The organism is Roseomonas fluvialis (assembly GCF_022846615.1).
In the GTDB taxonomy this organism is placed as follows: domain Bacteria; phylum Pseudomonadota; class Alphaproteobacteria; order Acetobacterales; family Acetobacteraceae; genus Neoroseomonas; species Neoroseomonas fluvialis.
Genome location: NZ_AP025637.1, coordinates 5,346,999 through 5,363,354 on the forward strand (window position 1 = coordinate 5,346,999; position 16,356 = coordinate 5,363,354).

Sequence of the window (16,356 nt, forward strand, 5' to 3'; positions counted from 1 at the left end):
GCCGCGTCAGCCCGCCGGCTGCGCGGGCGCCGGCGTGGGCCGCGCCGGCGCGCCCTCAGGATTCGGCGCGTCGGCCGGACGCGGGCGGTTCATCATCGTGCCGGTCATCGGGATGAAGTAGACGCCCACGTCCTTGCGGCTGCGCACGCGCCCGTCCTCGTCCTTGGTATAGATGTACAGGAACTGGCCGCGGCGAAACGGCTGCCCGATCGGGATCACCAGGCGACCGCCGGGCTTGAGCTGCTGGATCAGCGCCGGTGGCACGTATTGCGCGGCGCAGGTCACGATGATGGTGTCGAAGCCGCCCTGCACCTCCGGCCAGCCGAAGAAGCCGTCCCCCACGCGGGTTTCCACGTTGGAATAGCCCAGCGGCGCGAAGATCCGCTGCACGGCGGTGCCGAGCGGGTTAATGATCTCGATCGAATACTGCTTGGCCACGCAGCGCGACAGCAGCGCGGCCTGGTAGCCGGAGCCGGTGCCGATCTCGAGCACCACGTGTTCGGGCTTCGGCGCGCAGACCTGCGTCATGTAGGCCTGGCCCAGGTAGTCCGACAGCGCCGAACCGAAGCCGAGGCCCCATGGCTTCGGATCTGCCTCGTAGGCGTTCACCGCACCGTTCGCCCGGCCCTCGTAGTTCCAGTGGAAGTATTCGCGCGGCAGAGTCTCGAAGGCGCGCATCACCGCGGGGTCGGCCTCGCCGTTGAAGCGCGCCTTCAGGTAGCTCTCGATCCGGCGCAGCGCTGCGGGCTTGCGGGCCTGGATGGCGGTGAAGGTCGCCTCGGTGATGGTGGTCTCGCGGCCCGAGGCGCGCATCGCGGCCAGGTAGGCCTCGCGGTTCCAGGCGGCGCTGCCTTGCGCCTGCACGAGCGGCGGCGCGGCCAGCGCGCCGAGGGCGCCAAGCAGCAGGGGGCGGCGGGATATCGTCATGGGCGTGTCCTTGGCCAGGCGATGGCTGCCGCACAGTAACAAACCAAACCGGCCGCCAGAAGCCAGGACAGACCTGCCCCGTGGCCGAGAAGGTTGGCCAGCGGCGTCGCCACCACCGAGAAGGCCCCGTTCAGCGCCCAGGCCCAGGGCAGCAGCGCCGGTCCCTCCTGCTGGAAACGGTCCAGCCCGAGCGGAAAGGGAAAGCCCAGCGCCAGCGAGATGGGTGCGAGCGCCACCACCAGGATCGCCGCGCGCACCAGCCAGGGCAGGTCCAGCGCCGCCAGCACGGCCGGCCGCACACCCGCCAGCGCCAGCGCGCCGCAGGCCAGCGCCAGCACCACCGCGAAGCGCAGCGCGCGCCCGGCATCCGCGACCCGCCCGGCCCACATCGCGCCGATGCCCGAGAACACCAGCATGGTCGTCAGCACCAGCGCGAAGCCCGAGGTGCGGTCCCCGAGCAGCAGCGCCGCATGTTCGATGAAGGCGATCTCGACCAGCAGGAACCCCAGGCCGAGCGCCGGGAAATACACCAGCGCGCGGCCGAGCACCGGTGCGGGCACACGCAGCGCGCCGCGCGCGAACAACGGCAGCAGGGAGACGACCAGCGCCAGCACGATGGCCTGCGCCAGCACCGCGACATTCACGAGCAGGCCGATCTCCTGCTGCGGCAGGATCTCGATGCGATCCAGCGCCGCGCCCAACGAGGGCAAACGCACCAGCGGCGACAGCCAGGGCCGGTCGGCGGTGACCGGCGAACGGTCGAAGGCGTCCTCGGGCGCGGTGCCGGCCAGCACCAGCGCGGCCTCCCGCGCTACCGCGTCCTGCGCCGCGCCGCCCTGGTCCACCGTGGTCGCCTCGAGCGAGACCGGCGGCAGGTCGTTCCAGACCTCCCGCCCTTCCATCACCAGGCCAGGCGCATAGGAAAGGTCGAAGGAGCGTTCCTCCGCGAACGCCGAAAGCCGTTCGACCTGCGCGGGCGTGAAGGGGTCGCGTGCGACCAGCACGCGCAGGTTCCACGCGGACCGGATCACCACGACATGCCGCGCCGGGTCCGCCACGCCGGCGATGCGCAGCGCCTCGCGCGCCGTGGACAGCACCCGCACCGCATAGACCGGCAGTTCGCGGATGCCGACCGGCACCGAGACCATCCCGCCAGGCTCCAGCCGTTCGAGGAACCCCGCCAACGCCTGCGCCGTATAGGCCGTGCGGTTCTGGTCATCCGCGCCGAGGAAATCCCCAGCGAAATCCACGAGATCGAAGCGCCCCTGTGCCGTCAGCGGATGCGCCGCCGAGATCGTCACGCGCGGATCCGCCGCCGGCGCCGGCGAAGGCCCCATCCCATGCAGCAGCGCATCGCGCAGCACCGGTTCGGGTTCCACCACCGTGACCTGTGATGCGCCGAGGGCCAGCGCCTCCGCCGCGCGGAACCCACCCGCCCCGCCCAGCACCAGCACGCGCGGCGCATCGAGCAACGCATAGGGCGCGCCATCCAGCGCCGCGCGCGCATGGTCCGCGACCGGCTGCCCATTCGGCAGCGCCGCGATGCGCGACCCGTCGCGATACAGCCCGAAGGACCGCGGCGGCGCCGGCACGCCCAGGCCCCCCGCATTGTTCGACACATCGACGTCCAGCCGCTCGGTGAAATTGTCGAGCAGCTGGTACACGCCGCGCGGTGAGAGCACCTCCGCCACCACCCGGCTGTCGGGTACGTTCAGCGGCGCATAGATCGCCTTGAACTCGTTCACCCGCGGCGCGGCCAGCGTGAAGACGGCGGCCTCCGTCGTCGCCAGCACCACCACCGCCGCGATCCGCCACGGCGTTCCGCCCGAGAGCATCGCTGCCACCGCGAGCAGCGGCAGCAGCGCTGGCACCAGCGCGAAGGGATGCAGCACGAACATCAGCACCAGCGCCAGCACCGCGCCGGTGCCCGCCCCCAGCAGGTCATAGCCATAGACCCGCCCGACCTGGTCCGCATGCACCACGAAGTTCAGCGACACCGCCAAACCCGCGAGGAAGAAGAACGGAAACAGCGCCGCGTAATACAGCGCGATGTTCACTAGCTGCGCCTCGGCCGTCGCCGGGTTCTGCAATTCCAGCGGATTGAACCCGTTCAGCGTCGCGCCGACCCACCCCGCGCCACCCACCGCCAGCATTGCGATCGGCAGCGCCGGCAACAGCCATCGCGCATGGCGCAGGAACACGCCCCGCCCCAGCACCATCACCACGCCCGAGACGGCAAACCCCGTCATGGCGATCGAGATCACCCAGTAGCCGTATTCCGACCAGCTCGCGACGGCGAAGAAGCGTGTGAGCGCGATCTCGACCCCCACCGCCGCACCGGCGATGAGGAACAACGGGAACAACGATGCCATCAGGACCAGGCCGCCTTGCGCGCGAGAAAATCATCCACCGCCGCATTGAAGCGCGCCGGCTCATCGACGAACAGCGCATGGCCGGCGGTCTCGAAAATCTCCACCGTCGGCGCCGGATGCCGCTGCGCCACCGCCTCCGCCTGCCCGCGCAGCCGCGGCGTCACGGCATAGAGCACCGGCCGCCGCACGGCATAGAGGCTGTCCCGCCAGAACTCCCGCGGCCGCGGATAGGACAGCAGGCGAATGGACGCCTCCACCGGCATGCGCTGCGCATCGCGCGCAATGCCATCGAGATACGCAGCGTCCTGCGGCGTGCGGTACATGCTGGCGACAAACCCCCGCACCGTCGCATCCCGCCGCTGCCGCAGATTCTGGAAAAACCGAGATGCCCGCGGCGGCGGCGGCTGCCCCTCGCCCACCGAATTATCAATCAGCACCAACCCCGCAATCCGCCCATCTCCCGCCAGGTCGGCATAGGACAACACGTCCAGCACACCCAGCGACCAACCCGCCAACACCACACGCCCACCCCCCAGATGCGCCAGCAAATCCCGCACATCCTGCCCACGCCTGGTCGGCTCATACCCCTCCCGCGGCACCTCGCTCCCACCCTGCCCGCGCGGATCCAACACCACCACCCGCCACCGCCGCGACAAGGCCTCGATCTGCGGCGCAAAAATCCGCCCGGGCATGCACCACCCCGGCACGAACACCACCACCCGCCCCGACCCAGCCTCCAGATACCGCAACCGCACGCCGTCACTCGTCCTGAACCAGCGCTCGCCTGTCGTCGTCGCCGCGGCGGGCGTGGCGAGGGCAACACCGGCGAGGACGATCAGGGCGCGGCGGGTGGCTTTGACAGGGGTGGACGCGTGATCGGGAGGGCTCTGCCCTCCCGGACCCTCCCGCCGGGGGCATACGTGCCCCCGGACCCGCGGAGACCAGATGGTAGGGTTGGGGGAGGGGCATGGCGTGCCCGTCGCGCCAGTGGCGCCGCCGAGCCCCTCCCCCAACCCTGTCATCTGACCCCGGGTCTGGGAGGCGGTTGCCTCCCAGCGGGGGGCCCGGGGGGCTGGCCCCCCGATCACGCGCCGCCCGGTCAAAGCGGCCGCCGTGCCTTGAATGCCGCCGCGAGTGTGCCGTCGTCGAGCACGTCGAGGGCGCCGCCGATGGGCACGCCCTGGGCCAGGCGGGTGATGGTGGCGCCGGTCGGTTTCAGGCGGTCGGTCAGGTAGTGGTTGGTGGTGGCGCCGTCGACGGTGGCGGGCAGGGCGAGGATGACTTCCTCGATGCCGTCGGATTCGATGCGGCGGAGCAGGGGGGTGATGCTCAGGTCGTCGGGGCCGGTGCCGCCGAGAGCCGAGAGCAGTCCGCCGAGCACGTGGTAGGTGCCGCGGTGGGCGTGGGCGCGCTCCAGGGCCCACAGGTCCGCCACGCCTTCCACCACGCAGACGAGTTTGCGGTCGCGGTGCGTGTCCGTGCAGATGTGGCAGGGAGATGTGGTGTCGAGGTTGCCGCAGGTTTCGCAGGGGCGGACGGCTTCGGCGGCGGCGTGCAGGGCTTCGGCCAGCGGCAGCATCTTGTCGGCTGGGTCCATCAGCATTTTCAGCACGGCGCGCCGCGCGCTGCGCCGGCCTAGGCCGGGCAGGCGGGAGAGCAGGGCGATCAGGTGTTCGACGGGGTCGTTGGGAATCATCGCGCCTGCAGGTGGCTTTCCGTCAGGAGTGTGGCGCCGTTCAGAACGGCAGCTTCATCCCCGGCGGCAGGCTCATGCCGGCGGTGGCCTTCTGCATTTCCTCGGCCATCGTCGCCTCCACCTTCTGCTTCGCGTCGGCGTGGGCGGCGACCAGCAGGTCTTCCAGCACTTCGCGTTCGTCGGCGTTCATCAGGGACGGGTCGATGGTCACGCGCTTTAGCTCGCTCTTGCCGGTCATGCGCACCTTGACCATGCCGCCGCCGGAGGAGCCTTCGACCTCGGTCGCTTCCAGCTTGGCCTGCATTTCCTGCATGCGCGTCTGCATCTGCTGCGCCTGCTTCAGCATGTTGCCGAGGTTCTTCATCGTGCTGTGCCTTCAATCGTCGTTGGGGATGTCGTCGTCGTCGGTCCAGGCGGAATCCGCTTCCGGCGGCGCGAAACCGCGGCCGTCGTCGTCAGGTTCGGCGCCAATCGCCGCGGGGGTGGCGACCAGGCCGTAGTCATCGGCGGCTTCGTCGCGCACGGTCTCGATGGTCGCACCGGGGAAGGCGGCGAGGATGGCCTGCACCAGCGGGTGGCTCTGGGCGATGGCGCGGCGGTCTGTCTCGGCGCTGCGGCCCTGTTCGGCCAGCGTCGGTTCGCCCGGTTCGTTGCTGACCGCCACGGTCCACCGCGTGCCGGTGCGCTCGGCCAGCAGCGCCGTGAGCTGCGCGGCCAGGTCGCGCGGGGCGGAGGGCAGGGGGCGGATCTCGACGCGCCCGGGCGCAATACGGACCGGATGCACGTCGTGCAGTAGATGCGCGTGCAGCAGCGGCTTCACGCCGGAGGCGAGTGCCACCACCTCGCGCCATTCGCGCGGCTGCGGCAGAGCGGCCGCCACCGGTTCCGGCGCGGCGGAGGCCACGGCGCCACCGCCGGCGATCGCCCGCATCCCACCCGAACCGCCGCCCGGCGCGGGGCGCGGGGCTGCATCGCCACCGCCTTCGGATGTCAGGCGCTTCACCAGATCGCCCGGCGAAGGCAGGTCCGCCACATGCGCCAGGCGGATCAGCACCATTTCGGCGGCCGCGCGGCGGTCCACGCCTTCCTGCTGCACCTCGGCCACGCCCTTGAGCAGCATCTGCCAGGCGCGCGCCAGCGTCGGCACCGACAGGCGCATGGCCAGCGCGGCGCCGCGCGTGCGCTCGGCCTCGGGCAGGGAGGCATCGTCCTTCAGCGCGGGGGCGGCGCGGAAGCGGGTCAGCAGATGCGTCAGTTCCGCCAGGTCCTGCAGCACGGCCAGCGGGTCGGCGCCCACTTCATGCGTGCGGTCCAGGATGGACAGCGCGGCGGCGACATCGCCGCCCATCACCGCCTCCATCAGGTCGAAGACCATGAAGCGGTCGGCCAGGCCGAGCATGTCGCGCGTACCTTCGCCGGTCACGGCGCCGCCGCCTGCCAAACCAATCGCCTGGTCCAGCAGTGAAAGGCCATCGCGCACCGACCCGTCGGCGGCGCGGGCGATCATGCCGAGCGCCTCGGCCTCGACCGCCACATCCTCCTTGGCGGCGATGCCGGCGAAATGGTCGCGCAGCATCTCCTGCGGCACGCGGCGCAGCGAGAACACCTGGCAGCGGCTGCGGATGGTGACGGGCACCTTGCGCAGTTCCGTGGTGGCCAGGACAAACGTGACGGAGGGCGGCGGTTCCTCGAGCGTCTTCAGCAGCGCGTTGAAGGCCGCGGCCGAGAGCATGTGGCACTCGTCCAGGATGAAGACCTTCTGGCGGCCCTGGGCGGGACGGAATCGCAGCGCCTCGCGCAGTTCCCGCACGTCGTCCACGCCGTTGTTGGACGCGGCGTCCATCTCGGTCACGTCGGGGTGGCGGTCGGCCAGGATGGCGCGGCATTCGGCACAGACGCCGCAGGGATCGGCCGTCGGGCCGCCTTTCCCGTCCACACCGATGCAATTCAGCGCGCGGGCGATGATGCGCGCCGTGGTGGTCTTGCCCACGCCGCGCACGCCGGTCAGCAAAAAGGCGTGATGCACGCGCCCCTGCGCGAAGGCGTTGCGCAGCGTGCGCACCAGCGCGTCCTGACCGATCAGGTCGTCGAAATGGGTTGGGCGGTACTTGCGTGCCAGCACGCGATAGGGGCCGGTCGGCGCGGCGGCGGGCTTGGGCGGCGGGGACGCGGCGGGCGCGGCGGGCGCGGCGGGCGCGGGCGCAGGCTCGCCGAACAGCCCCGGCCCCTCGGGCGCGGGCGGTTCCGGCAGGCCTTCTTCCGCTGCGGCGCCGCCCAGGTCGGAAATGGGGGAGCCGAGGAGGTCGGAGGCCATGCTGTCCCTGGATCGGGGGGCGAAGAAGGGTGGAAGGCCGGCAAGCGACCCGGGCAAGAACCCGTTACGGCTGCTTCCTTCCGGACCTGACCGGGTTGGCGAGGAGCCCGTCCGCCGCCGACCTTCCGAGGGCACCATATCATGCCGGCGCGCCACCGCGCCAATGGGGGGGCGTAACCGGGGCCGGTGCGCCGGCGAAATCCGTGGCAGAAGGAGAACAGCCATGGCCCTGTCGCGTCGCTCGATGCTTTGGATCATTCCCGGTGCGACGGTCGCCGTGCCGCTCGGCGCCCTGCTGCTGCCGAAGGAAGGCCGCGCCGCGCAGGTCAATGCGGACCGTGGCATCGCGGTGCGCGGCACCGACGTGGTCGCCTATGCGACGCAGGGGCGCGCCGTGCCCGGGCGGGCGGAATTCACCCATGACTGGCGGGGCGCCACTTGGCGCTTCGCCTCCGCCGCGCATCGCGACCTGTTTGCCGCCGACCCCGAGCGCTACGCCCCGGCCTATGGCGGCTTCTGCGCCTTTGCGGTCAGCGAGGGCTACACCGCCCCGATCGACCCTGCCGCCTGGCGGATCGTCGATGGCCGGCTGTTCCTGAACTACGACCGGTCGGTGCAGCGCCGCTGGGAAGGCGACATCCCGGGACGCATCGCCCGCGGGGACGCGAACTGGCCGGCGTTGGCCGCGCGATAGCCCACCCGCGCGGTGGGGCCCCATGCACGCCACCGCTTGGGCACATGAAGACTGTGGCGAACAATCCGGTCGCGTTTCAGGGCATTCCTTCCGGGACAGGCACGGCCCGTGCCGCCCCGACCCGGAGAAGCCGGCATGCTCGACCTCGTTCACGCACCCGCCCCCCTGCCCGCCTCGCGGCCCGGGAGTCCCGAGCCCGCGGCCGACGACTGGCTGGCGGTGTCCGAGCACGACCTGCGCGAAGCCCATGCCGAGGCTTGCGCCCTGTTCGCCGCCGCGGAGCGGAACGCCGCGGCGCGGCTGCGCCATGCCCGCAGCATGGTGCTGCTGGAACAGCTGCTGGCGGCGCGGGCGGTCCAGCGCGCGCTGGGCGTCTGCCCCCAGGCGGCCCGCGCCTCGTTGCGTGGCGACCATGCGCTGGGCTACCTGCTCGGTCTCGCCGCCAGCCAGGGCGACCCGACCGCGGCCCCGGCCAGCGACCGCGCCCTGTCCGCCGCGCTGCGGCACATCCACGGCCTGGTTTTCGGCATGGAGGAAGCGCATCGCCTGGTCGATGGCGCCCCAATCGAGGTGGGCGCGGCCTTCGGCGACGGGGCGCTGGCGGCGGACGCCGACCTCCAGGCCCTGCTCACCGACGGCGCCGCGGCGATGCCGGCCGGCCTGCTCGCCGGTCTGCCCTGGCTCCGGTGCTGCTCGGGCGACCCGACGGCGCGGCCGCACTGATCCCGGCGACCGCCGTCCTCGACCGTCGCCATCGATGGTGCCGGCCCCCGACCTGCGCCGGGGGACCGGAGGCGCGCATCTCGGGGGACGTGATGCGTGAGGGCCGCGCGCCGTCACATCCCGTCACGCGCTGCCGCGGTCCCGCCACGGCTTGGACGTGGGGCCGCCTTGCCGCGGGTGCCTGCTGTGCGTCGCCGGAAAGGAGATTTCCCGATGCGCCGCCTGGCTTCCGCCGCCGCCCTGTTTCTCGCGATGCTCGCCGCCACCCCCGCCGATGCCGGGGATTATCGCCGCCATGGGCCGGGCTGGGGCCATGCGCCGTCCTGGCACCACCGCCCGGCGCCGCCGCCGCGGCACTGGTACCGGCCGCATCGGCCGGCGCCGGCCTGGCATGGCTGGCGCCAGGAGAGGCCGCGCCATCACTCGCGAGACCACCGCTACGCCTGGGGCCCGCGCGACCGTTGGTGAGCGAACCGCGCCCGCGCCATCTTTCCTCCTTAACGCCTTCGTGCGATCCAGCGGGGCAGGTTGGCGTGGCGGGCGTGTGCCCGGCACGCGGGCGAATGCAACGGCGGGTCGCTGGCGCGCCGCCCGGAGGTTGCGCAGGATGCGCCGCCGGCCGGTGCAGGGCGCGCCAGGCCATGCCGCGGGGACGGAGGGGACACGGTTGATGTCCGGTTTGGCGCGACGCGCCGTGTTGCTGGGCGCCCTGGGCGTGCCGGCGCTGCGCCGCCAGGCGCGCGCCTGGGCGCCGCCCGGGCCGGTGAAGCTCGTGGTGCCTTTCGCCGCCGGCGGCACGAACGACGTGGTGATGCGCGCCCTGGCTGATGCCGCCGAACCGACGCTGGGCCAGGAGATCCTGGTGCAGAACAAGCCCGGCCGCGCGGGCATGCGCGCCATCGCCGCGCTGGTCTCCGCCCCGCCCGACGGGACGCTGATTGCGCAGCTTCCGTCGGCGGCGCTGCGGACCGCGCTGCTCGAACAAATGCCGTTCGAGATTCCGGGCGACACGACGCCGCTCATGGGCATCGCGGGCGCGGCCTTCGGCGCCATCGCCAAGGCCGGGCGCTTCCCCGATGGCTGGGCCGGCTTCCTGCGCGAGGCTCGCGAGAAGCCGGGCGTGCTGTCCTATGGCAGCTCCGGGGTGAATTCGAACGGCCACCTGACCATGGCCCGGCTGCTGCGGCGCGAGGGCGTGCAGGCCGTGCACGTTCCCTTCCGCGGCGCTCTGCACGGCGCGCGCGCCCTGGCCGCCGGCGACGTGGACGTGATGGCGGGCCCGGTGCGCATCGGCACGCTGGTCGATGAGGGCGAGGCCGCCTGGCTGCATGTCTGGAGCGCCCAGCGCCTGCCCCGCTGGCCCGATGCCCCGACGCTGCGCGAACTGGGCTACCGCCTGACCGTCACCGCACCCTTCGGCATCATCGCCCCGCCGCGGCTGCCCGACCCGATCGCCGAGGCGCTGCGCGCGGCCTTCCGTGCCGGCATGCAGAACGAGGACTACCGCGCCGCGCTGGCGCGCAACGACATGACCGACGACTACCGCGACGGTGCTGCCTATGGCGCCTTCCTCGCGGAATCGGCCCGCATGGAGGAAATGCTGATCGGCCGCCTGGGCCTGCAGCCGTGACACCGTCAGGCTTGCGCGCACCGGAGCGCGCATTGACCGACCTGCGCGCGCCGGAGCGCGCATTGACCGGCCTGCGCGCGCCGGAGCGCGCGACGCCCGACATCCGCGCGCTGGAGCACGCGGCGCTGTCCACCGTGCCTGCCGCGCGCGTCGCCTTCGACGGCCCCTTCGTGGTGCGGGCCTTCGCCGGCGGCACCGGGCGCGCCAATGCCGCATCGTCCATCGACCCCGCGCCGGACCCGGCGCTCGAGGACCGCATCGCGCGGATCGAGGCGCTGTACGCTGCCCATGGCCTGCCGCCGCGCTTCCGGTCCACCCCGCTCGACCCGCCGGGGCTGGTCGGTATGCTCGCTGCGCGAGGCTATGTCGAAAAGGACGAGACGGTCATCCTGCTCGCGCCGATCGGCGCCATCGCGGCCCCCGACGCCGCCGCCACCGCCCTGCCCGCGCCGGACGCCGACTGGATGGCGGTGACCGCGACAGCCGAGCACCAGACCCCCGCGCGCCGCCGCGAGAAGGAAGGCAACCCCGCGCTGCTGATGGTGCCCGGCGCCTGGATCACGCTGCACCAGGACGGCGCCGCTGCGGCGGTGATCTCGGTGGTCGCGTCAGGCGAGACGGCGGGCTTCTTCGACCTCGCGGTGCGACCGGACTTCCGCCGGCGGGGCCTCGCCGCGCGTGCCGTGCGCGCGGCCGCGCACTGGGCGCGCGAACAGGGCGCGGCCTGGCTGTTCTGCCAGGTGGCCGCGGCGAATGCGGCCTCACTCGCGCTCAACACGGGGCTCGGCATGGCAGAGGCGTATCGCTACCGCTACATGGTGCGCGCGCAGGATTCGCTGCCGGCGATGCGCTTCGGCTGATCGCGCGCGAATTCGCGTGCGCGGCGGATCGTGCCGGCTACGATACGCGCCTCATTGCCGACGGAGCCGCCCATGACCCGACGCCCCCGCGCCACCCGCGACGCTGCCGACGAACGGCCCGTCGCGCTGGTCCTGCAGGGCGGCGGCGCGCTGGGCAGCTATCAGGCCGGCGTCTTCGAGGAGATCGCCGACAGCGCCTGGCAGCCGGACTGGGTGGCGGGCATTTCGATCGGCGCCATCAATGCCGCGATCATCGCCGGCAATCCGCCCAAGGATCGCGTGGCGAAGCTGCGCCGCTTCTGGGAGACGGTGACCGCGCCGCCGCGCTGGGCCGGGTGGACGGACCTCGTGTTCGGCGTCGTGCCGGAACTACGCCGCCAGGCCGGCGCGGCGAATGCGGTGCTGTTCGGCCAATCGGGCTTCTTTGCACCGCAGGCGCCGGGCGCCTGGCTGCGGGACCCGCCGCCCACCAGCTACTACGACACCGGCGCGCTGAAGGGGACGCTCGAATCCCTGATCGACTTCGACCGGATCAACCACCGCGAGGGTGTGCGCCTCAGCGTCGGCGCGGTGAATGTCGAGACCGGCAACTTCGCCTATTTCGACAGCGCGGAAAAACCGCTGCGCGCCGAGCACGTCATGGCGAGCGGCGCGCTACCCACCGGCTTCCCCGCGGTCGAGATCGACGGTGAGTACTTCTGGGATGGCGGCCTGGTGTCCAACACGCCGCTGCAATACGTGATCGCGAGCGTGCCGCGCCGGTCGCGCCTGATTTTCCAGGTCGATGTCTTCCCGGCGCGCGGCCGCCTGCCGCGCACCCTGCTGGAAGCGGCGGAGCGCGAGAAGGACATCCGCTACAGCAGCCGCACCCGGGCGGCGTCGCGCATCATCCGCATCGTCCACGACCTGCGCCACAACATCGAAGGGCTGCTGGCGAAGCTGCCACCCGAACTGCGCGACACGCCGGAGGCGCGCTTCCTGCATGCCTTCGGCTGCACCTCCACCATGGACGTCGCGCAGCTGATCTACCGACCCGAGGACGAACAGGGCCAGGCCAAGGACTACGAGTTCAGCCGCGGCACCATGGAGGAACGCTGGGCGCATGGCCGCGCCGATGCGCGCGAGACGCTGGACGCGGCGCCTTGGTGCGAACCCATGCCGCCCGACCTTGGCGCGCGCACCTTCGACGTTGTCGGCGACCGGCTGCGCGCCCAAGGCCGACGCGACCTCGCCTGACACCATACCGCACCGGAGATCCCGCCGATGTCCCCCGACGACGTGCGTCGCCGCGCCTTCGCCATGCCCCTCACCAGCCCCGCCTATCCGGTCGGGCCGTACCGCTTCGTGAACCGCGAATTCATGATCATCACCTACCGCACCGACCCCGTCGCATTGCGACGCGTGGTGCCCGGGCCGCTCGAATTCGACGAACCGCTGGTGAAGTACGAGTTCATCCGCATGCCGGACAGCACCGGCTTCGGCGACTACACGGAAAGCGGCCAGGTCATCCCGGTGCGCCTGGGCGACCAGCGCGGCGGCTACGTGCACGCGATGTTCCTGGATGACGAATCGCCGATCGCGGGCGGGCGCGAATTGTGGGGCTTTCCGAAGAAGCTGGCGAAGCCGGTGCTGCGGGTCGAGCAGGACACGCTGGTCGGCACGCTCGACTATGGCAGCCAGCGCATCGCCACCGCCACCATGGGCTACAAGCACCGGCCCGTGCCCGAGCACGCGCTCGCGGCATCGATGGCGGAACCTGGCTTCCTGCTCAAGATCATCCCGCATGTGGACGGCAGCCCGCGGGTGCTCGAGCTGGTGCGTTACTACATGCAGGACGTGGTGCTGAAGGGCGGCTGGACCGGGCCTGGGGCGCTGCAGCTTGCACCGCATGCCATGGCGCCGGTGGCGGAGCTTCCTGTGCTCGAGGTGGTGTCGGCCACGCATCTGGTCGCGGACCTCACGCTCGGCCTTGGCGAGGTGGTGCACGACTACCTGGCGGGCTGAGCGGTTCCGCCCGACGCGGCGCGGCGATAGGCTCGCCCCCGCAGCCATGGGAAGGAATCGTGATGTCCAAGTCGGACGACTGGCACAAGGGCGACGCGATGCGTCGCAGCCTGATGGGCTCGGCCACGGTCGAGGGCATGGCCAAGGGCGTCTACGACGACCCGATCATGGAAGCCTTCGGCGACTACGCGCGCGAGGCGGTCTTCGCGAAGCTCTGGGCGCGGCCGGGGCTCGACGTGAAGACGCGTACGCTTATCGTCGTGATCTCCGACACCGCGACGCATGCCTGGCCGGAGCTCGCCATCCATCTGCGCATGGCGCGCCGTGCGGGCTGGTCGGAACAGGAGCTTTCCGAGGCGCTTCTGCATATGTCCGGCTATGTCGGCCTGCCATCCGTGCGCGAAGGGCTGATAGTCGCGCGCGCGGTCTTTGCCGAGATGCGCGGCGAACCGGAAGGCGGGCTCGGGGCATAGCGGCGGCGCGCGGCCCGCTCTACGCTTCGCGCACGGGAAGGGACGCGCGGCATGAAGTGGCAGGGCGGCGGCTGGGACCTCGAGGTCCTGGTCACGGGGTATCCGGGCAAGGCGGTGCTGCATGGGGGCCTGGGCTGGAGCACGGTGGTGCTTCTGCGCGGGCACGGCCGCATAGTCGTGCTGGACGGCGGCGGCTACGGGCTTCGGCGCCCGCTGGCCGAACACCTGAAGCAGCGCGGCATCGCGCTGTCCGACGTGACCGACCTGCTGATCAGCCATTCGCACCACGACCATTCGGTGAACTGGCCTATGTTCCGCCAGGCACGCATCTGGATCGGGCGGGTGGAATTGGCCTGGGCGCTCGGCGTGCCCTGGGGCGAGACATCCGTGCCGGAACACACGATTGAGGCGCTGTCGCGCTGGCCGACGCTGCAGCTGATGGATGATGGGGACGAAGTGCTGCCAGGCATCGTGGCGCGCCTGGCGCCAGGCCACACCCCGGGCCACCTGATCTTCGTCATGACCGGCGACAGGCAGGATTGCGTGCTGCTGCAGGACGCAGTGAAGAACCGAGTTGAACTGACCACGCGGCGCACGGACATGACCTATGACCCGGCGGTCAGCCGCGCCACCATCGACATGGTCTGGGAGATCTGCCGCGAACGCCCCGGCTGCCTGCTGATCCCGGGCCATGACCTGCCGATGGTGGTCGAGAACGGCGTGCCGCGGCCGATCGGGACGCAGCAGGCCGGCATCCGCGCCTGGTTCGGCGGCAGCCTGGACGAAACGACGCGCTACGACCTGGGACCTCTGGAGGGCACGCCATGAACGAGACATCGGCACTGCGCATCGCGCCACTGCAGGGGTCGGTCAGCGCCGCCGAATGGCAGGCGCGTGTCGACCTCGCGGCCTGCTACCGGCTCTGCGAGCGCTACGGCATGTCGGACATGATCTACACCCACATCACGGCGCGCGTGCCGGATGCGCCGGGTCAGTTCCTGATCAATCCGAATGGGCTGCTGTTCAGCGAGATGACCGCGTCATCCCTGCTGAAGGTGAACGGGGAGGGCGAGGTTCTGTATCGTCCCGACCTGCCCTATGGCCTGCATCCGGCGGGCTTCACCATCCATTCCGCGATCTATCGCGCGCGGCCCGATGCGGCGGCGGCGATGCACACGCACACCATCGCCGGCATGGCGGTCAGCGCGCTGAAATGCGGGCTGCTGCCACTGACGCAGACCGCAACCCGCTTCTACGGCCGCATCGCCTATCACGACTTCCGCGGGCCGGAACGCGACCCGTCCGAGCGCGACCTGCTCGCGCAGTCCATCGGCCCGCTGAACTACTGCATCCTGCGCAACCACGGGCTGCTGACGCTCGGCGCCAGCGTCAGCGAGACGTTCATCGCGATGTGGGGCCTGGAGCGCGCCTGCCAGGCGCAACTGGCGGCCATGGCCTGCAACACGGACCTGGAAATGCCGAGCCCCGCGGTGGTCGAGAAGTCGTGCTCGATGTACGCCCCCGGCAATTCGCGGACCTATGGCCCGCTGGAATGGCAGGGCCTGCTGCGCATGCTCGACCGCACCGACCCCGGGTTCCGGGACTGACGCGCATGGACTGGCCTGTTCAGGACGGAACCTTCGCGCTGGGCGACCTGGCGCTGAAGCGCGGCGGCGTGCTGCCGGATGCGAAGATCGTCTGGCGCGCGCATGGCACGCTCTCGGCCGCACGCGACAACGTGGTGCTGTATCCCACCAGCTACGGCGCGCAGCACCCCGACCTCGAATGGCTGATCCGGCCGGATGGCGTGCTGGACCCGACGCGCTGGTTCATCATCATTCCGAACATGTTCGGCAACGGGCTGTCCTCCTCGCCGAGCAACACCGCGCCGTGGCCGGCGCTGGTCACGGCGCATGACAACGTGGCGGCGCAGAAGCGCCTGCTGCGCGACGTCTTCGGCGTGGATCGGCTGCACGCAGTCTATGGCTGGTCGATGGGCGCGCAGCAGGCCTATCACTGGGCCGCGGCCTACCCGGATGCGGTGGAGCGGGCGGTGATCAACTGCGGCAGCGCGCGCACCAGCACCCACAACCGGGTGTTCCTGGCTGGCATGATGGCGGTGCTGGAAGCGGCGCCGGAATTCGACGGCAGGGCGCTGTTCTCGGCCCAGCCCCGCGCGGCGTTGCGCGCCTTCGGGCGGCTCTATGCCGGGTGGGCGCTGAGCCAGGATTTCTATCGCGCGGACCTGCACCTGACCGCGCTGAAGGCCCCCGACCTCGAGACCTTCTATCGCACCGACTGGGAAGACCGCTTCGCCCGCCGCGACGCCGCCGACCTGCTGGCGATGCTGCGCACCTGGGATGCCGGAGACATCGCCGATGGCGGCGACCTGGCCGCCGCGCTGGGGGGCATCACCGCGCGCGTGCTGCTGATGCCATCCGAGACCGACCTGTATTTCCGCGTGGCCGACAATGCCGCTGAACTGCCGTATCTGAAGCACGGCCGGCTCGCGCCGATCGCGTCCATCTGGGGCCATCGCGCCGGCAATCCCGTGGCGAACCCCGACGACGCCGCCTTCATCACGCGCGAAGTGCGCGGCCTGCTCGGCGCTTAACCGCCCCGCAAGACTGACCGGCCTAGGGTCATCGCGGACCCCAGGCCGG

The 16,356-nt window shown here is 71.5% G+C and carries 17 protein-coding genes and 1 other RNA gene; 11 read left to right on the forward strand and 7 right to left on the reverse strand.

Annotated features, from left to right (window positions below; genetic code table 11):
- Positions 1-6: 6 nt before the first annotated feature.
- From MWM08_RS25655 to ffs, 7 genes are all read right to left on the reverse strand, one after another.
- Positions 7-927, reverse strand: coding sequence for a protein-L-isoaspartate O-methyltransferase family protein (locus MWM08_RS25655; RefSeq protein WP_244457302.1), 921 nt, complete (start codon positions 925-927; stop codon positions 7-9).
- Positions 924-3,299: a spermidine synthase family protein gene (locus MWM08_RS25660; protein ID WP_244457303.1), complete on the reverse strand. Its 2,376-nt coding sequence runs from the start codon at positions 3,297-3,299 to the stop codon at positions 924-926. Before MWM08_RS25660 ends, MWM08_RS25655 begins: the two co-directional genes overlap by 4 nt.
- Positions 3,299-4,054, reverse strand: coding sequence for an alpha/beta fold hydrolase (locus MWM08_RS25665; RefSeq protein WP_244457304.1), 756 nt, complete (start codon positions 4,052-4,054; stop codon positions 3,299-3,301). The genes MWM08_RS25660 and MWM08_RS25665 overlap by 1 nt, the downstream gene beginning before the upstream one ends.
- A 344-nt stretch (positions 4,055-4,398) precedes the next feature.
- Positions 4,399-4,995, reverse strand: a complete 597-nt coding sequence (gene recR, locus MWM08_RS25670) for a recombination mediator RecR (protein WP_244457305.1) — start codon at positions 4,993-4,995, stop codon at positions 4,399-4,401.
- A 40-nt stretch (positions 4,996-5,035) separates the two neighbouring features.
- On the reverse strand, positions 5,036-5,359 hold the full coding sequence (locus MWM08_RS25675) for a YbaB/EbfC family nucleoid-associated protein (protein ID WP_244457306.1): 324 nt from the start codon (positions 5,357-5,359) through the stop codon (positions 5,036-5,038).
- 12 nt (positions 5,360-5,371) lie between these two features.
- Positions 5,372-7,309, reverse strand: a complete 1,938-nt coding sequence (locus MWM08_RS25680; RefSeq protein WP_244457307.1) for a DNA polymerase III subunit gamma/tau — start codon at positions 7,307-7,309, stop codon at positions 5,372-5,374.
- A 31-nt stretch (positions 7,310-7,340) separates the two neighbouring features.
- An RNA gene (gene ffs / locus MWM08_RS25685) (signal recognition particle sRNA small type) lies at positions 7,341-7,433 on the reverse strand.
- 99 nt (positions 7,434-7,532) lie between these two features.
- Here ffs and MWM08_RS25690 point away from each other — a divergent pair.
- The 11 genes from MWM08_RS25690 to MWM08_RS25740 all read left to right on the forward strand — a co-directional run bounded on the left by MWM08_RS25690 (position 7,533) and on the right by MWM08_RS25740 (position 16,307).
- Positions 7,533-8,003: a YHS domain-containing (seleno)protein gene (locus MWM08_RS25690; RefSeq protein WP_244457308.1), complete on the forward strand. Its 471-nt coding sequence runs from the start codon at positions 7,533-7,535 to the stop codon at positions 8,001-8,003.
- A gap of 135 nt (positions 8,004-8,138) precedes the next feature.
- Positions 8,139-8,726: a hypothetical protein gene (locus tag MWM08_RS25695; RefSeq protein ID WP_244457309.1), complete on the forward strand. Its 588-nt coding sequence runs from the start codon at positions 8,139-8,141 to the stop codon at positions 8,724-8,726.
- A 213-nt stretch (positions 8,727-8,939) separates the two neighbouring features.
- Positions 8,940-9,194 carry a hypothetical protein gene (locus MWM08_RS25700; RefSeq protein ID WP_244457310.1) on the forward strand — a complete coding sequence of 85 codons (255 nt, stop codon included), beginning with the start codon at positions 8,940-8,942 and terminating at the stop codon, positions 9,192-9,194.
- Positions 9,195-9,396: 202 nt separating this feature from the next.
- Positions 9,397-10,356 carry a Bug family tripartite tricarboxylate transporter substrate binding protein gene (locus MWM08_RS25705; RefSeq protein WP_244457311.1) on the forward strand — a complete coding sequence of 320 codons (960 nt, stop codon included), beginning with the start codon at positions 9,397-9,399 and terminating at the stop codon, positions 10,354-10,356.
- A 32-nt stretch (positions 10,357-10,388) separates the two neighbouring features.
- The gene (locus MWM08_RS25710) at positions 10,389-11,216 is read left to right on the forward strand and encodes a GNAT family N-acetyltransferase (RefSeq protein WP_244457312.1); all 828 of its coding nucleotides are present in this window, start codon (positions 10,389-10,391) and stop codon (positions 11,214-11,216) included.
- 72 nt (positions 11,217-11,288) lie between these two features.
- On the forward strand, positions 11,289-12,452 hold the full coding sequence (locus tag MWM08_RS25715) for a patatin-like phospholipase family protein (protein WP_244457313.1): 1,164 nt from the start codon (positions 11,289-11,291) through the stop codon (positions 12,450-12,452).
- Between the two features lie 27 nt (positions 12,453-12,479).
- Complete coding sequence (locus tag MWM08_RS25720; protein ID WP_244457314.1) at positions 12,480-13,220, forward strand: acetoacetate decarboxylase; 741 nt, start codon at positions 12,480-12,482, stop codon at positions 13,218-13,220.
- 62 nt (positions 13,221-13,282) lie between these two features.
- The gene (locus MWM08_RS25725; RefSeq protein ID WP_244457315.1) at positions 13,283-13,693 is read left to right on the forward strand and encodes a carboxymuconolactone decarboxylase family protein; all 411 of its coding nucleotides are present in this window, start codon (positions 13,283-13,285) and stop codon (positions 13,691-13,693) included.
- A 51-nt stretch (positions 13,694-13,744) separates the two neighbouring features.
- Positions 13,745-14,521, forward strand: coding sequence for an MBL fold metallo-hydrolase (locus MWM08_RS25730; RefSeq protein WP_244457316.1), 777 nt, complete (start codon positions 13,745-13,747; stop codon positions 14,519-14,521).
- Positions 14,518-15,300, forward strand: a complete 783-nt coding sequence (locus MWM08_RS25735; RefSeq protein WP_244457317.1) for a class II aldolase/adducin family protein — start codon at positions 14,518-14,520, stop codon at positions 15,298-15,300. The genes MWM08_RS25730 and MWM08_RS25735 overlap by 4 nt, the downstream gene beginning before the upstream one ends.
- 5 nt (positions 15,301-15,305) lie before the next feature.
- Positions 15,306-16,307: an alpha/beta fold hydrolase gene (locus MWM08_RS25740; RefSeq protein ID WP_244457318.1), complete on the forward strand. Its 1,002-nt coding sequence runs from the start codon at positions 15,306-15,308 to the stop codon at positions 16,305-16,307.
- Positions 16,308-16,356 lie beyond the last annotated feature (49 nt).

What these genes read in the sequence shown, in the direction of transcription:
- MWM08_RS25655 (WP_244457302.1), bottom strand. Translation starts at nt 927, where the DNA reads ATGACGATATCCCGCCGCCCCCTGCTGCTTGGCGCCCTCGGCGCGCTG.
- MWM08_RS25660 (WP_244457303.1), bottom strand. Translation starts at nt 3,299, where the DNA reads ATGGCATCGTTGTTCCCGTTGTTCCTCATCGCCGGTGCGGCGGTGGGG.
- recR (WP_244457305.1), bottom strand. Translation starts at nt 4,995, where the DNA reads ATGATTCCCAACGACCCCGTCGAACACCTGATCGCCCTGCTCTCCCGC.
- MWM08_RS25675 (WP_244457306.1), bottom strand. Translation starts at nt 5,359, where the DNA reads ATGAAGAACCTCGGCAACATGCTGAAGCAGGCGCAGCAGATGCAGACG.
- MWM08_RS25680 (WP_244457307.1), bottom strand. Translation starts at nt 7,309, where the DNA reads ATGGCCTCCGACCTCCTCGGCTCCCCCATTTCCGACCTGGGCGGCGCC.
- MWM08_RS25690 (WP_244457308.1), top strand. Translation starts at nt 7,533, where the DNA reads ATGGCCCTGTCGCGTCGCTCGATGCTTTGGATCATTCCCGGTGCGACG.
- MWM08_RS25695 (WP_244457309.1), top strand. Translation starts at nt 8,139, where the DNA reads ATGCTCGACCTCGTTCACGCACCCGCCCCCCTGCCCGCCTCGCGGCCC.
- MWM08_RS25700 (WP_244457310.1), top strand. Translation starts at nt 8,940, where the DNA reads ATGCGCCGCCTGGCTTCCGCCGCCGCCCTGTTTCTCGCGATGCTCGCC.
- MWM08_RS25705 (WP_244457311.1), top strand. Translation starts at nt 9,397, where the DNA reads ATGTCCGGTTTGGCGCGACGCGCCGTGTTGCTGGGCGCCCTGGGCGTG.
- MWM08_RS25715 (WP_244457313.1), top strand. Translation starts at nt 11,289, where the DNA reads ATGACCCGACGCCCCCGCGCCACCCGCGACGCTGCCGACGAACGGCCC.
- MWM08_RS25720 (WP_244457314.1), top strand. Translation starts at nt 12,480, where the DNA reads ATGTCCCCCGACGACGTGCGTCGCCGCGCCTTCGCCATGCCCCTCACC.
- MWM08_RS25725 (WP_244457315.1), top strand. Translation starts at nt 13,283, where the DNA reads ATGTCCAAGTCGGACGACTGGCACAAGGGCGACGCGATGCGTCGCAGC.
- MWM08_RS25730 (WP_244457316.1), top strand. Translation starts at nt 13,745, where the DNA reads ATGAAGTGGCAGGGCGGCGGCTGGGACCTCGAGGTCCTGGTCACGGGG.
- MWM08_RS25735 (WP_244457317.1), top strand. Translation starts at nt 14,518, where the DNA reads ATGAACGAGACATCGGCACTGCGCATCGCGCCACTGCAGGGGTCGGTC.
- MWM08_RS25740 (WP_244457318.1), top strand. Translation starts at nt 15,306, where the DNA reads ATGGACTGGCCTGTTCAGGACGGAACCTTCGCGCTGGGCGACCTGGCG.